Genomic DNA, 14,126 nt, shown 5'->3' with positions numbered 1-14,126 from the left:
GGTGAAACCCAGAACGGCTGTCGTGCTGAACCGAACGTAGCCCGGACGGTTGCTCAGAGTCAACATTGGTCTCTGAGCGTCGATCTCCCGCTCGTCCCCCGGCGGCGCCCCACCCACCTCGCGAGCGCGGTGTGCCGGACACGTACGATGTTCCCATGTCTTTTCTCCGCCGTCGCACCGGACAGCCCGCCGGCCCGGACTTCGACGTGCTCGCGATGGACCCGGGCGACTGGCCCGGTGACTTCGGTGCGGCCATGATGACCGGCCCGGACGGCTCCTGCCAGGGGATTTTCCTGCGCTACGACCTGTTCGGCGGCAGAGGCCCGGCGATGTTCATCGGCAACCTCCCCGAGGGTTCGCCCGCCCGGGAGACCGGCGACAGCGTGCCCTTCGAGGTGCGGCAGCTGCTCGCCGCGCTGGAGAACGACGAGCCGGTCGAGTTCGTCTCGGCGGAGGACTTCCCGGTGATGCTCGGGGACGACCTGCTGATCGTGAAGAAGGTCAAGGTCAGCGAGGAGCGTGTGTTCTGCGCCCAGTTCGGCCGCAGCGACGGCGTCCTGGTCACCATCGCGTCCTGGGACCGACCGATTTCGGACGACCTGTATCAGCTGCTGAAGCCGCTTCCGGCGGACATGTTCCAGCAGGGCTGATCCCGGCGGGGTGACCGGCTCCGCCCGGTGGCCGGACGCTGCTTGACGGGTTCGATCAACGATTCGTACAGTCGCGAACATGCCGTGCCGTCTTCCGCTGCTGACCCGTCGCAGGCATCTCGACCTGCGGCGCACCGCCAGCGCGGCGTGTCCGGGCCGCTGAGGGGGATTCGTCCCCCGGCGGCGGGCGGTCGGCCGGGTGCCCGGTCGGCGCCGACACCAGGGGGCGGGCCGTGAGCCGACCTCCGGGGCCGCCAATCGGTACCGCGCGCCCGTACGGCGTGCCGCCCGCATCCGCCGAGCCCACGCTGCCGCCCGGAGGCACAGCATTATGACGACCCGCGCCGCCAACCGTTCGACCGCCGATCGTCCGTCCGAGGACCACGTGTTCGACGACCACCCCGTCGGCGACCGTCCGCCCGGGAGCGCCTCCGGCAAGGAGGCTCCCGTCAAGGACGCTCCGGCCGAGAACGCCTCCGCCGGGCGCCGCTCCCGGACCGCTCCGCCGTCGGCGGGTTCCGGCCGGTCCGATTCCGGCCATCTCGAATCCACCGGTTCCCCGTCCACCGGTTTCCCGTCCGCCGGCCCCACGGGCCCCGCACCCGACCGCACCGCGATCGAGACCGCCCTCGCCGGGCTGCCCCGGGTGGTCGACCTGCTGGCCGCCCTCGCCGAGGAGCACGACCGCGACGCGACCTTCCCGTACCAGGGGATCGAGGCCGTCCACGAGGCCGGACTGCTCACCCTCACCGTCTCCGAGCGGTACGGCGGGCCGGGTGGAACGCTCGCCGACACCGTCCGGGTGCTGTCCCAACTCGGCCGTGGGGACGCCTCGGTGGCCGTGGTCACCGCCTTCACCCTGCTCCGGCACGCCGAGCAGGCCCGGCGGGCCGACTGGCCGACGGCCGGCTACCGGCGGCTGCTCACCGAGTCCCGGCGAGGCCCGGTCCTGGTCAACACGCTGCGGGCGGAGCCCGGTGCCGGGGCGGGCGAGCTGCCCGCGACGGTCGCCCGACGGGACGGCGACGGCTGGCTGCTGACGGGCCGGAAGACGTACTGCACCGGCGCCGAGGCGCTCGCCTGGATGGCGGTGACGGCGCGGACCGACGACGAGGAGCCGAGGATCGGCACCTTCCTGGTCCGCGGCGAGAGCGAGGGCCTGGAGATCGACCCGACGTGGGACCAGCTCGGGCTGCGGGCCAGCGCCAGCCACGACGTCGTGCTGGACGGGGTCCGGGTGCCGGCCGACCTCGCGCTCGGCCTGACGGCCGGTCGCCGGACGGCCCGTCAGGGCGCTGGCGCCGACGCCGAACTCTCCCTGGCCTGGCACGACCTGGCCCTCTCTGCGGTGGCGATCGGCGTGGCCCGGGCCGCCGAGGCCTGGCTGATCCGCTTCCTCAACCAGCGCACCCCGGCCAACCTGACCGAGCCGCTCGGCACCCTGCCCCGCTACCGGACGGCCCTCGGCGAGATCGAGGCCCAGCTGATCGGCGCCGAGGAACTGGTCGAGGGCCTGGCCCCCCGGGTGGACCGGGGCGAGCCGGAGGCCGTCGCCCGGACCGGTCCGGCCCACCTGCTGGCCACCCGGGCCGCGACGGCGGTGGTCCAGCAGGCCGTCGCCCTCACCGGCAACCCCGGCCTGAGCCGGCGCCACCCGCTGGAGCGGTACCTGCGGGACGTGCTCAGCAGCCGGGTGCACCTGGCCCCGGACGAGACCGTCCTGGAGGCCGCCGGCCGGGCCGCCCTCGAACGGGGCGCCCGGCCGTAGGAGCTCCCGCGACCCGGCGGGGCCCCGACCGCGGCTCAGCGGGTCCCGACCGCGGCGCGGACGGCCCGGCGGGCGAGCGCCGCGTCGTCGTAGAGCCGACGGATCATGATCCGCTGCTCCTCGCCGGCGCCCGGCACGTCGTACAGCCGGATCTCCCGCATCAGCACCAGCACCAGGTTCACCAGGAACGCGTCCCGGGCCAGCGTGCCGCCGCTCTGGGCGAGTTGGCTGATCTGGCGCCGCGCCGCGGTGTCCCCGGACAGGACGCTCCAGAGCACCGCCAGGTCGTAGCCGGGCAGGTACCAGCCGGCCTGCTCCCAGTCGACCAGCACCGGGCCGGACGGCGCCAGCAGCATGTTGCTGAGCAGGGCGTCGCCGTGGCAGAGCTGGAGCGGGGTGTGGCCGAGGCCGTGCAGCAGGCCGCGCAGGTCGCCGGCGTCCCGGTCGGTGAGCTGGCCCACCGAGTGGTAGCGGGAGATCTCCAACTGGTAGTCCAGGCGCGGCTGGAAGACGTCGGTCGGCGGCCGCCACAGGTTCAGCGTGCGGACCGCGGTGAGCAGCGCCCGCACCTCGCCCGGGGTGGGCGCGTTGACCGGGTGGCGCTCGCGAGCCGCCGGGCGCCCGGGGACGCGCTCCATGACCAGCACGCACCGGTCGTGGTCGGCCGCCACCAGCCGGGGCAGCCGCACCGGCGGACGGTGCCGGACGAACGCGCGGTAGACCGCCACCTCGTGGTGGAAGTCGGCCACCAGCTGCTCGAAGTACTCACTCCGCACCGCCTGCGGCGCCAGGCACTTGGCGACCACCGGGGCCCGCCCGATGGTGCCCGCCACCAGGATGTGGCGGCTGCCCTCGCGCAGGACCTGACGCGGGGTGAACGCGGGACATATCCGCGAGACGCTGGCGAGCGCCGCCCGGACCGCCGGGGTCTGGAGCGCCGACGGGTCGATCCGCTCCGGGCCGCCGCCGGGCTGGCCGGGCCGTCGGGCCCGCAGCACCTGGCCGTCGGCCTGCCGGGCCAGCGGCATCCGGCCACCGGCCGGCAGGGCGGTCTCGGGGGCGCGCAGCCCCAGCGCGGTGCGGCCGACGGGGCCCGGCGCCGTACGGCCGGTCGGGACGACCCGGGTGTCCGCGGCCCGGCCCTCGGCACCGCGCGGGGCCGCGGGCCGGCTCGCCGGGGGCACCGCCCTGGGGCCGGTGCGGCCGGTGGCTGCGGTGGGGGGGCGCAGCGCTGGGCGGGTCGCGGTGGGCGTGGGGGTCGTCGCTGAGGAGTACATGGGCTGAAGTTGGTCCCTTCCGGTCCGTCGGCGGGTGCTGCCCCGCGGGGGCGGGGGAGGGCCGGTGCCGTGTGCTTCCTGGCGTGACGGCGGCCCTGCGGGTGGTGCGGGTACGGCATGCGGCGCGGTGGGTGGTGCGCGGGCGCCGGGCACGGACATGGGGTCGGGAACCCCTGTTCGACGGTGCTCCGGCCGTCCGCACCCTGGGGAATGCGGTCGGCCGGTCTGCCGTGGCCGTGCCCGGCGCTCCCGCGCCACCCGGCCGCGCCACCCCCTCGGGTGAGGACCGGGAGCGCCCCGTGCCACCGTCGGGGGACAGCCCCGACGCTGATGGGACGCCGCCCGACCCGGGGGGCGAGGTGGCGCACCCCTACAACACACCCATCGGGCACTGGCTTAGTAGTCTGGCGGGCCCTGGCGAACGGTGGCGAATGCTCGCCCGGCACTTGCCGGAGCCTCTAGCCTCGGATCAGCCGAGGAACCTGGGGGCTTCGTTGAGCAGGGAACCCAACACCCGACTGGCCGATCTGTTCGTCCTGACCGGATGGTCGAAGGGCGAGCTGGCGCGGCTGGTCAACCGTCGGGGTGCCGCGATGGGGCAGCTGCAGCTGTCCACCGACACGTCGAGGGTACGGCGTTGGATCGAGCAGGGGGAGATCCCGCGCGATCCGGTGCCCAGGGTGCTGGCGGCCGTGTTCACGGAGCGGCTCGGCCGTGTCGTCACCACTGAGGACCTCGGTCTGGAACGACACCGGCCCACCAGGTCCGGAGCGGAAGCGTCCGCAGCAGTGCCATGGTCGCCGGATCGAACAGCCGCGGTCCTCACCGAGTTCACGGGAATGGACCTCATGCTGAACCGACGTGGATTGGTGGGCGCGGGAGCCGCGCTCACGGCCGGGGCGGTCATCGCCGACTCGCTGAAGGGCTGGCTGAGCGGGGAGGCGGTCGCGTACGCGGCCTCCGTCCCCGGGCCGCGACAGGTGGTCACCGGGAGCGGAGCGCACCCGGTGGTGGACGTGTACGACGCGGGCCCGGTCGGGCTCGACGAGGTGGAGTCGCTGGAGCACTCGGTGCAGGTGTTCCGGGCCTGGGACGCCGCCCGCGGCGGCGGGTTGCAGCGCAAGGCGGTGGTCGGTCAACTGAACGAGGTCGGCGGCCTGTTGACGCACCGGCATGCGCCCGCCGTGGAGCAGCGGCTGTGGCTGGTCGCGGCCAACCTGGCGGTGCTGGCGGGCTGGATGTCGCACGACGTGGGTCTGGAGCCCACCGCCCAGAAGTACTTCATGATCGCGGCCGATGCGGCCAAGGAGGCCGGCGACCGGCCGCGGGCCGGCGAGGCGATCTCCCGGGCCGCACGGCAGATGGTGCACCTGGGCCGGGCCGACGACGCGCTCGACCTGATGGCGGCGGCCAAGGCGACCGGCGGGCGGCTGTTGCCCAGAACGCGCGCCATGCTCAACACCGTCGAGGCGTGGGCGCACGCCTCGATCGGACACTCCCAGGACACCTACCGGTTGCTCGGGGAGGCCGAGGACCTGTTCACCGAGGAGGCACCGGAGCCGCCGCCCTCGTGGATGCAGGTGTTCGACGAAGCCGAACTGCGCGGCATGCAGGCCCTGGTGCTGCGCACGCTGTCCGAGCACGACCCGGCGGCGGCCCCCGAGGCCCGCCGGCTCGCGGAGCGGGTGATCACCCTGCGCGAGGGCACCGGACAGCTGCGTTCGGCGCTGTTCGACCGGATCACCCTGGCCTCGGTGCACCTGATCTCCGGCGAGCCGGACGCGGCGCAGTTCCAGGCGAAGATGGTGATGAACCTGATCGGCCAGAACTCCTCGCACCGGACCTGGGACCGGCTGCGCGAGATGTACCGGCTGACCGCGCAGTACCGCGGGCTGCCGGTGGTGGACGAGCTGCGGGAGGAGCTGGGCCGGGAGTTGAGGGCGGCGGACGCCAAGAACCGGCCGCGGCTGAGTTGACGGGGTCCCGGGTGTGAGGGCCCGGGCCGGGCCGTCGGCTCAGGCCGGCGGGGCCGGGCGGAGCAGCATGCGCAGCGCGACGACGGTGCCGTCCGTGTCGAGGAGGGGCTCGCCCACACACTCGACGCCGTCGTGCCGTCCGTCGGGCCGGCGGACCCGCAGGGTGCCGGCGGCGTGGCGGCCGTGCACCAGGGCGTCGGTCATCATCCGCCGCAGCAGTGGCCGGTCCGCCTCGGGGAGGCGGTCGGGCAGCCGGTCGAGGCTGAGCGGGCCGTGTTCCGGGTCGCAGCCGAGGAGGCGGTAGGTCTCCGGGCTCCACTGGATCCGGTCGGTCACCAGGTCCCATGCGGCGGAGCCGATCAGGCCGTCGTCGGCCGCGTCGTGGTCGCCGCCGTCGCCGAGACGAGGGCCGGACGGCTCCTGCGCCGTGCCGTCCACTCTGCCGTCCGTTCCGCTGTCGGCGTCGCCCGTGCCGTCTCCGCCCGCGGCACCGGGCGCTCCGGCCGTGGCGCCGTTCCCGCCGCTCACCGCGCTGCTCCCGTCCGTCGGGGCGCCGTCCACCGTGACGGCTCCCGGCGGGCGGGTGGCGCCTAAGGGCATGTTCATGGCGAACCCATCGCTCGGGGATGTCCCGCGGTGTGCGGGTAGTTCGGACAGTGAGAAGACTGTCGCACAGCGTCGTCAACCCCGGGGGCGATTTGGACAGAACGCAGGCAAAATTCCACTGGCATATGCCACTGTGGCCGGAGGCTTCGTCGCCCTGTGTGCGGACGGGGGTCCGAGGCGGTAACCTTCGGTGATTCCGGCGCCCGGGCGCCCACCGCAGTACCGACCAGAGACCCCGGCGACGGAAATCCCGTTGCCACTACGACCGCCGCAACGGATGCTGACCTCATGTTCGAGCCAGTGATAGCACCCAGTGCCAGCCTCCTCGGCCTCCTTCAGCGAGGCCGTGGTGACGGGCAGCTCCACGCGCTGGCCGCCGACCGCGCCGAGGCCATCGCTGCGCTGGAGGAGTGCGTCACCAGGGACCCGCGATCGGACTGGCAGGTCGAGAGCCGCTCCCTCTACTACGCGCGCATCTACATGGAGCTGGAAGCCCCCCTCGACGGCATCGAGGACCACCTCCACTCCGCCGAGGACCTGGTCACCGACGACGAGAGCCGCACCGGCCTCGCCCTCTCCGTCCTGGGCCACCTCGCCGCGTACGGCCGGCGCGACGCGCTGCTGATGCTGCGCGAGTACGCCGCCACCGGCGCCAACTGGTCCTGGGCCCTCGACGAGCTCGCCCTGCGCGACGACGACCGCGGCCTGCTGCTGCTCGGCACCGCCGTGCTGGACCGCTTCGCGCCGGGCCCCGAGGGCGACGCCGAGCTGCGCGAGTTCATCCGCAACGCGTACGAGCCCCGGCCCTGGCGACTGTGGGCGGCCTACCACCCCAGAGTGGCGGCGGCCAGCGAACAGTCACCCTTCGACCTGTGGCAACGCCAGATCAACCGCAGCGGGGTCACGCCCGGCTGGTCCACCGCCGACGTGCTGGCCTGGGCCGACCAGGGCGAGCTCGGCGGCCTCGGCGCCGGCGCCTTCCTCGGCCGGCCCGACGTCCGCCCGGAGCCCGCGCGCGGCACCGACTCGCCGTCCGGCCCCGACGCGGTGGACCGCCGCGCCGCCGCGGCCGCCCGCTGCCTGACCGCCGTGGTCCGGCCGGAGGACCGCCCGCTGCTGCTGGAGGCGGCCCGTGACGGCCTGCCCGGCGCCCGCCGGGCCGCCCTCCGTCACCTGGTCGACCAGCGCGACCCGGCCGCCGTCGAACTGATCGAGGCCGCCGCCGCGGACGTGGACGACCGGATCGTCCGGGCCGCCCTGGAGCTGCTCGGCCGGATGCGCGGCCCCGAGGTTCTGGCGCACGCCCGCCGCTGGGCGGACCCGGCCAGCGGCGGTGCCGACAGCGCGCTCGGGGAGGCCGCCGTCCGGCTGCTCGCCGATGCCGGGGAGCCGGACGACGCGCCGCTGGTGGTGGCCGGGCTGCGCCGCTGGATCTCCGTGCGCGGGGTCAGCGGTACCGGGCTCGGGTCGCTGGTGGACGGTGCGGGGCGGCTGGTCGCCGCCGACGCCGTACCGGTCCTGCGCCACATCTACGGGGAGGCCGCCTCCTCGGAACTGCGCGGACGCGCCGCCCAGGCGCTGGCCGCGACCGACGTGCACTTCCCCGAGGGGCCCGCCGTCGAGTGCCTCTGGGACTGCGAGGAGTCCACGCGTGAGCTCGCCGCGCGCCACGTCGCCACCACGGGCGACGCGCGTGTGCTGGAGCGGTTGCGCAGGCTCGCCGCCGACCCGGCCGAGGAGGCCGAGGTCCACGCCGCCGTACGCGGCCGACTGACCGCCGCCCGGGAGCACGGGCGGTAGGGTCCTCGACGTTCAGTGGGCCGGGACACCGTGTCGGTGTCCCGGCCCACTCGCTTCTGCAGGTCCTCGGTTCTGAAACCTGGTTCTACTTCACCGCGCCGGCGTCCGGGGCCAGGACGCCACCGACGACCAGTCCGATGATCAGAATGCCGAGCAGTACCCGGTAGACCACGAACGGCAGAAAGCTGTGGGTCGAGATGTACTTCAGGAACCAGGCGATCGCCGCGTAGCCGACCACGAAGGCGATCGCGGTGGCCAGGATGGTCGGCCCCCAGGCCGGGGCCGGGCCCTCGCCGATCTTGAACAGCTCCAGCGCCCCCGAGGCGAGCACCGCCGGGATGGCGAGCAGGAACGAGTAGCGTGCCGCCGCCTCCCGGCTGTAGCCGAGCAGCAGGCCCGCGCTGATCGTGCCGCCGGAGCGGGAGACGCCCGGGATCAGCGCCAGCGCCTGGGCGAAGCCGTAGGCGCCGGCGTGCGGCAGCGTGAGGTCGGTGATCGGACGGGCGTGGCGGACGGCCCGGGTACGGTCGGCGAAGGCCAGGATCAGGCCGAAGACGATCAGTGTGGTGCCGATGATCCGGAGGTCGCGCAGGTGGGTCTCGATGGTGTCCTGGAACAGCTTGCCCAGGATGCCGATCGGCAGGGTGCCGATGATCACGAACCAGCCCATCCGCGCGTCCGGGTCCGAGCGCAGCGCCGGCCGGAACAGGGACAGCGCCCAGGTCTTGATGATCGAGGCGATGTCCCGGCGGAAGTAGATCAGCACCGCCGTCTCGGTGCCGAGCTGGGTGACGGCCGTGAAGGCCGCGCCCGGGTCGTCCCAGCCGAGCAGCGCGGAGAAGACCCGCAGGTGGGCGCTGGAGGAGATCGGCAGGAACTCGGTGAGGCCCTGGATCAGGCCGAGGACGGCCCCGTGGAACCAGTCGATCACCGGGCACCCGCCGGGGGTATCCGTCGGGCGTGGGGCAGGGGCGGCATGGGCGGGTCCTTGCGGGTCGGAAGGGCGTGCGGGGTTGCCGCGACCCGCCCGGCCCGCAGGCCGCGCGCGAGCCCGGCGCGCGGCTGATGGTACGGGGTGAAAGTGACAGTTCTTTGTTCACCCTTTGTTCCGGCTTTGCGCACAGGGCCCTGCCCGTCCGGAACCGGCCCGGGGCGGTGCCTAGAGCACCGGCCGCGCCCGGACCCAGGTGCGGTCCTCGGTCAGGTAACGCTCGACCACCAGGTCGGCCTCCGCGAGCGCCTGCTCGAACGCCTCGGTGCTGAGCGGGCGGGACAGGAAGGTCTGCGTCCAAGTGCCGTCCGGGAACACGTACTCGAAGCGGACGGAGTTGACGCCGTCGCCGACCGGCGTGGCCGAGACCAGCCGGGCCCGCCCGTCCGGGCCGATCGAGCTCTCCCGCGGCACGTTCCGGTGCCAGTCCTCGCCCTCGCGCTGCACCAGCACGCAGCCGTCCTCGCTGACGTGCCGGCGGCAGGTCTCCAGCAGGCCCTGGCGGACCGTCACGTCTCCGGCGTGCACGAGGAACGAGGCGAGCACGACGACGTCGAAGCGCTCGCCGAGGTCCAGCTCCTCGATCGGGCTGCGCACCGTGCGGACGTCCGTCCGAACCCGGGCCAGCATCTCGGCGGACTCGTCCACGGCCGTGACGGCGAAGCCGCGGTCGGCCAGCGGGTGCGTCATCCGGCCGACGCCGCAGCCGAGTTCGAGGATGCGCGCGCCGGGCGGCACCGCGGCCTCGATCACCTCCGGGGCGTCGCCCGCCGGAAGGCGGCTCCACACCTCGACGGCGCAGCCGTCCGGGGTGATCGCGCCCTCGCCCGTTCCGTCGTAACCCGTGCGTCGTTCATCTGCCATGCCGTTCATCCGAGCACAGACGGGTGTGCAGGGGGAAGAGGGCGTCGGAAAGTGATTGCCGCATACCCCATGGGGGTATAAGTTCGATCGGCGACGGAGCGAGAGAAGGGGCGCCGAACCGGGCGCCGCGGCAAGCGGAGGACGACATGGCACACCCTGCGCAGCACGAGCACCACGGGCACGACCACGGTGGGCACCACGAGCGCGGCGGTCACCGCGAGTACCAGGCGCACGCCGGCCACCACCAGGCCCACGGCGATGGCGGGACCGGCTGGCGGACGGCCGCCCAGGCGACCCTGCACTGCCTCACCGGCTGTGCCATCGGCGAGATCCTCGGCATGGTGCTCGGCACCGCCTTCGGCCTGCACAACGGCGCGACGGTGGTGCTCTCGATCCTGCTGGCCTTCGTCTTCGGCTACGCGCTGACCATGCGCGGCGTGCTGAAGGCCGGCCTCGACGTCGGTGCCGCGGTGAAGGTCGCGCTGGCCGCCGACACCGTGTCGATCCTGGTGATGGAGCTGATCGACAACACCGTGATGGTCGCCGTCCCGGGGGCGATGGACGCGGGCCTCGGCGACCTGCTGTTCTGGGTGGCGCTGGCGGGTTCGCTGGCCCTGGCGTTCGTGCTGACCGTCCCGGTCAACCGGTGGATGATCGGCCGGGGGCGCGGCCATGCCGTGGTGCACGCGCACCACCGGCACTGATCCCGTTCCCGGGCGCCGGAAATCCTCGCCCGCGGCCCGCACCGACCGTTCGACGGCCGGTGCGGGCCGCGGCGCGTTCGGGCTCGGGTCTACCGCGGCCCGCCTTCCAGGTCGGCCAGGGTCGCGTGCAGCCAGGCGAGTTCGGCCTCGGTGGTGGCACGGGCCACCAGCAGCAGGCCGCGCCGGAACGGGTCGGCGAACTCCTCGGCGCCGACGGGGCGGTCGCCCTCGTAGAAGAAACTGGCCGGCTCGGTGAGGAAGGTCAGCCGGCGGCGGAGCACGGCGGCCTGGGCGGCCGGGTCGGCAAGGTGCCGCAGGAAGGCGAGCAGGGTGAACCAGCGGTTCTCGTCGCTGACGTCGAGCGCTTCGGGCTCGCGCAGCCGGTCGAGCAGCGAGGTGCGGCCGGCCTCGGTGAGGTGCAGGGTGTGCCGGGGCGCGGCGGCGCTGCCCGGCTCGGTCTCGCGGACCAGCAGGCCGTCGGCCTCCAGACGCTTGATCGCGGGGTAGAGCGTGCCGTCGCTGATCGGGCGGACGTGGCCGGTGAGCGCGGCGAGGTGACGGCGCAGCTCGTAGCCGTGCAGCGGCCGGTCGTACAGGAACCCGAGGATGGCGAGCTTCAGCATGGGGCCACTCTCTCAGATCCTTCCCTCGGTGTATGGGTATCTCGCTTCCGCGATACCTCGGATTCGATGTATGGTCCTCGTCGTCCGCCGGAATCCCCGGAGCCGGACCCGGGTCGGAGCCCGTCGGCCCGGCCCCCCGGAACCGGAACCCCTGGAAGAGGAGTGAGCATGCGCGAGGCCCCCGTCACCCCGAACGGCGACCGGATCCGCTGGGTCGACCTGCCCGGCGCCGAGCCGGCCCGGCTCTACCTGCACGGGCTCGGCGCCACCTCACCGGCCTACTTCGCGGCCGCCGCCGCCCACCCGCTGCTCGCCGGGCGGCGCTCGCTGCTGCTGGACCTGCTCGGCTTCGGCCTCAGTGACCGGCCGACGGGCTTCGGCTACACGCTGGAGGAGCACGCGGACGCGGTCGCGGCGGCGGTCGCGGCCGCCGGACCGGACCGGGTCGAGGTGGTCGGCCACAGCATGGGCGGGGCGGTCGCGATCGTCCTCGCCCAGCGGCACCCGCGGCTGGTCGAGCGGCTGCTCCTGGTGGACGCCAACCTGGACCGGATCGACCCCGACCGGCGCCATCCCGGCAGCAGCGGCATCGCGGCCTACACCGAGGAGGAGTTCCTGGCCGGCGGACGGGACGAAGTCGCCGAGCGGGTCGGCCCGTTCTGGTGGTCCACCATGCGGCTGGCCGGCCCGGAAGCGGTCTACCGCAGCGCCCGCTACCTGGCCCGGGCGACCGTGCCGACCATGCGCGAACTGCTGCTCGGCCTCGACCTCCCGCGCACCTTCCTCCACCCGGCGGCGGACGGCGAGCCGGCGGGCGCCGACACCCTCCGCGCGGCGGGCGTGCGGGTGGTCGCGGTCCCGGACTGCGGGCACAACATCATGCTCGACAACCCGGACGGCTTCGCGGTCGCCGCGGCGGAGGCGCTCGGGCGGACGTGAGCGGGGAGGGTCGGCCGGGTCCCGCCGTAGGCTTGGACGGACCGCCCGAGAGGAGCCCGCCCGATGCCCGTCGAGGTCCCGCCCGCGCTGGCCGCCACCCTGGAGGAGTTCCTCGGCGCCGAGGGCCGCGCCTGGGTGGCACGCCTTCCCGTCTTGGCAGGCGAGTTGCTCGACCGCTGGGAGCTGCGCCCGGACGGGCCGGTCGCGCACGGCGTGGTCGGGCTGGTGCTGCCCGTGCTGCGTGCCGACGGGGCGCCGGCCGTGCTCAAGCTCCAGCCCGTGGACGAGGAGACGGTGGGTGAACCGCTCGCCCTGCGGACCTGGGGCGGCCGTGGCGCCGTCCGGCTCCTCGACCACGAACCGGCCACCGGATCCCTGCTGTTGGAGCGTCTGGACCCGGGGCGCTCGCTGCTCGACCTGCCCGACGACCTCGCAGCGCTGCGCGTGATCGCCGAGTTGCTACGGGAATTGACTGTCTGTCAGGCGCCAGCCGGGCTGCGGACCTTGGCCGAGGGGTCGGCCCGTCTGCTGGAGCGGGTCCCGGCGGCCGTCGCCTCCCTCGCGGACCCGGCGGACCAGCGCCTGCTCGCCGACTGCGCGGCCGTCCTGCGCGAGGTCCGTGCCGAGCCCGGCGACCGCCTGCTGCACTGGGACCTGCACTACGGCAATGTGCTCGCCCCGCTCCCCGGCAGCGGTCGGGCTCCCTGGCTGGCCATCGACCCCAAGCCGCTGGCCGGCCACCCCGGCTTCGAACTGCTCCCGGCGCTGCGCAACCGCTGGGCGGACCTGGTGGCCACCGGGGACCTCGCCCGGGCGCTGCGGCGGCGCTTCGACCTGATGGCGGAGGTGCTGGAGCTGGACCGCGAGGTGGCGGCGGCCTGGACGCTCGCCCGGGTGCTGCAGAACGCGGTCTGGTCGGCCGAGGGGGGTGAGACGGCGCTGGACCCGGCCCAACGCGTCGTCGCCGAACTGCTGTTGGGGCGTTGAGCGCGGATCTCGCGGGCTGTTCGGTGCTCCTGTTCGATGCTCCCGCTCGGTGCTGCCGCGCCGCGTTCCGGCTCAGCGCTCCCGCAGGGGTGCGAAGCGCACCGGCGTCCCCGGCCGGGCCTGTGCGGCGGCCGCGAGGTCGGCGGCCGGCACGACGCCGATCACCGGGTAGCCGCCGGTGGTCGGGTGGTCGGCCAGGAACACCACCGGCTGCCCGTCCGGCGGGATCTGCACCGCGCCCAACACCATTCCCTCGCTGGCCAGTTCACCGTCCCGGGCGCGGGCTACCGGCGGGCCCTCGGTGCGCAGCCCGATCCGGTTGCCGGTCGGGGAGACCAGGTACCGGTCGCGGGCGAGGCGGGCCACCGCCTCCGGGGTGAACCAGTCCGCGCGCGGTCCGAGCCGCAGCCGCAGCACCAGCTCGGCCGGGGGAGCGGGCAGCGGCACCAGTTCGGGCCGGGCCCGGTACGGCGGCGGGGCGCCGACCGGCAGCCGGTCCCCGACGGCCAGCGGGGCGGGCCCGAGCCCGGAGAGCAGGTCCGCCGAGCGGCTGCCGAGCACCGGCGGGACGGCGATCCCGCCCGCCACCGCCAGGTAGCCGCGCACCCCGGCCGTCGCCGCCCCCACCTCGAGCAGCGCCCCGGCCGGCACCACGACCGGCGCGCCCCAGGCGGCCGGCCGGCCGTCCACCCGGACGGGCGAGGGCGCACCGGTGACGGCGACCAGCACCGTCCCGACGGCCCGTAGCGCGACCCCGCCGAGCGTGGTCTCCAGCCCTGCGGCCCCGGGCTCGTTGCCCACCAGCCGGTTGGCCGCCCGCAGCGCCGGCTCGTCCAGCGCCCCGGCCCTGGGCACCCCGAGGTGGGCGACGCCGCGCCGCCCGAGGTCCTGGACCGTGGTGAGCGGTCCCGGCCGCTCCACCACCAGCTCGTTCAACTCCG

General features: G+C 74.7%; 14 protein-coding genes. 8 read left to right on the top strand and 6 right to left on the bottom strand.

Annotated elements, in window-relative coordinates; genetic code table 11:
* Positions 1-155: 155 nt before the first annotated feature.
* The 3 genes from AB0O11_RS29455 to AB0O11_RS29445 all read left to right on the top strand — a co-directional run bounded on the left by AB0O11_RS29455 (position 156) and on the right by AB0O11_RS29445 (position 2,418).
* Entirely contained in the window at positions 156-650 is a 495-nt protein-coding gene (locus tag AB0O11_RS29455) for a hypothetical protein (protein WP_224281170.1), read from the top strand.
* A gap of 79 nt (positions 651-729) precedes the next feature.
* Positions 730-813, top strand: a complete 84-nt coding sequence (locus AB0O11_RS29450) for a putative leader peptide (RefSeq protein ID WP_350526312.1) — start codon at positions 730-732, stop codon at positions 811-813.
* A 168-nt stretch (positions 814-981) separates the two neighbouring features.
* Positions 982-2,418, top strand: coding sequence for an acyl-CoA dehydrogenase family protein (locus tag AB0O11_RS29445; protein ID WP_363392940.1), 1,437 nt, complete (start codon positions 982-984; stop codon positions 2,416-2,418).
* Positions 2,419-2,453: 35 nt separating this feature from the next.
* Here AB0O11_RS29445 and AB0O11_RS29440 read toward each other — a convergent pair whose 3' ends face one another.
* Positions 2,454-3,695 carry a phosphotransferase gene (locus AB0O11_RS29440; protein ID WP_363392937.1) on the bottom strand — a complete coding sequence of 414 codons (1,242 nt, stop codon included), beginning with the start codon at positions 3,693-3,695 and terminating at the stop codon, positions 2,454-2,456.
* A gap of 494 nt (positions 3,696-4,189) precedes the next feature.
* On the opposite strand from AB0O11_RS29440, the gene AB0O11_RS29435 reads away from it, so the two are divergent.
* Complete coding sequence (locus tag AB0O11_RS29435; RefSeq protein WP_363392935.1) at positions 4,190-5,671, top strand: hypothetical protein; 1,482 nt, start codon at positions 4,190-4,192, stop codon at positions 5,669-5,671.
* Positions 5,672-5,710: 39 nt separating this feature from the next.
* Here the strand turns inward: AB0O11_RS29435 and AB0O11_RS29430 are convergent, their stop codons facing one another.
* Positions 5,711-6,277, bottom strand: coding sequence for a PAS domain-containing protein (locus tag AB0O11_RS29430; RefSeq protein WP_363392932.1), 567 nt, complete (start codon positions 6,275-6,277; stop codon positions 5,711-5,713).
* Positions 6,278-6,565: 288 nt separating this feature from the next.
* Between AB0O11_RS29430 and AB0O11_RS29425 the strand changes: the two genes are divergently transcribed.
* Positions 6,566-8,077, top strand: coding sequence for a HEAT repeat domain-containing protein (locus AB0O11_RS29425; RefSeq protein ID WP_363392930.1), 1,512 nt, complete (start codon positions 6,566-6,568; stop codon positions 8,075-8,077).
* An 85-nt stretch (positions 8,078-8,162) separates the two neighbouring features.
* On the opposite strand, the gene AB0O11_RS29420 is transcribed toward AB0O11_RS29425, so the two are convergent.
* Together AB0O11_RS29420 and AB0O11_RS29415 are read right to left on the bottom strand one after the other, a co-directional pair.
* Positions 8,163-9,008: an undecaprenyl-diphosphate phosphatase gene (locus AB0O11_RS29420; protein WP_363392927.1), complete on the bottom strand. Its 846-nt coding sequence runs from the start codon at positions 9,006-9,008 to the stop codon at positions 8,163-8,165.
* A gap of 228 nt (positions 9,009-9,236) precedes the next feature.
* Complete coding sequence (locus AB0O11_RS29415) at positions 9,237-9,932, bottom strand: class I SAM-dependent methyltransferase (protein ID WP_363392924.1); 696 nt, start codon at positions 9,930-9,932, stop codon at positions 9,237-9,239.
* Positions 9,933-10,078: 146 nt separating this feature from the next.
* On the opposite strand from AB0O11_RS29415, the gene AB0O11_RS29410 reads away from it, so the two are divergent.
* Positions 10,079-10,636, top strand: coding sequence for a DUF4396 domain-containing protein (locus tag AB0O11_RS29410; protein WP_363392921.1), 558 nt, complete (start codon positions 10,079-10,081; stop codon positions 10,634-10,636).
* A gap of 89 nt (positions 10,637-10,725) precedes the next feature.
* Here the strand turns inward: AB0O11_RS29410 and AB0O11_RS29405 are convergent, their stop codons facing one another.
* A complete protein-coding gene (locus AB0O11_RS29405; RefSeq protein ID WP_363392918.1) occupies positions 10,726-11,259 on the bottom strand; it encodes a PadR family transcriptional regulator in 534 nt (177 codons plus the stop codon).
* Between the two features lie 168 nt (positions 11,260-11,427).
* On the opposite strand from AB0O11_RS29405, the gene AB0O11_RS29400 reads away from it, so the two are divergent.
* Positions 11,428-12,198 carry an alpha/beta hydrolase gene (locus AB0O11_RS29400; RefSeq protein ID WP_363392915.1) on the top strand — a complete coding sequence of 257 codons (771 nt, stop codon included), beginning with the start codon at positions 11,428-11,430 and terminating at the stop codon, positions 12,196-12,198.
* A 63-nt stretch (positions 12,199-12,261) separates the two neighbouring features.
* Positions 12,262-13,185 (top strand): aminoglycoside phosphotransferase family protein, encoded by a 924-nt coding sequence (locus AB0O11_RS29395; protein WP_363392912.1) that lies wholly within the window; start codon positions 12,262-12,264, stop codon positions 13,183-13,185.
* Positions 13,186-13,257: 72 nt separating this feature from the next.
* Here the strand turns inward: AB0O11_RS29395 and AB0O11_RS29390 are convergent, their stop codons facing one another.
* Positions 13,258-14,121, bottom strand: coding sequence for a biotin-dependent carboxyltransferase family protein (locus tag AB0O11_RS29390; RefSeq protein ID WP_363392909.1), 864 nt, complete (start codon positions 14,119-14,121; stop codon positions 13,258-13,260).
* Positions 14,122-14,126: the final 5 nt, after the last annotated feature.

The organism is Kitasatospora sp. NPDC093102 (genome assembly GCF_040683915.1).
In the GTDB taxonomy this organism is placed as follows: domain Bacteria; phylum Actinomycetota; class Actinomycetes; order Streptomycetales; family Streptomycetaceae; genus Kitasatospora.
Note: the sequence above shows the minus strand (reverse complement) of the source record. Positions and strands in the feature narration are given on the sequence as shown.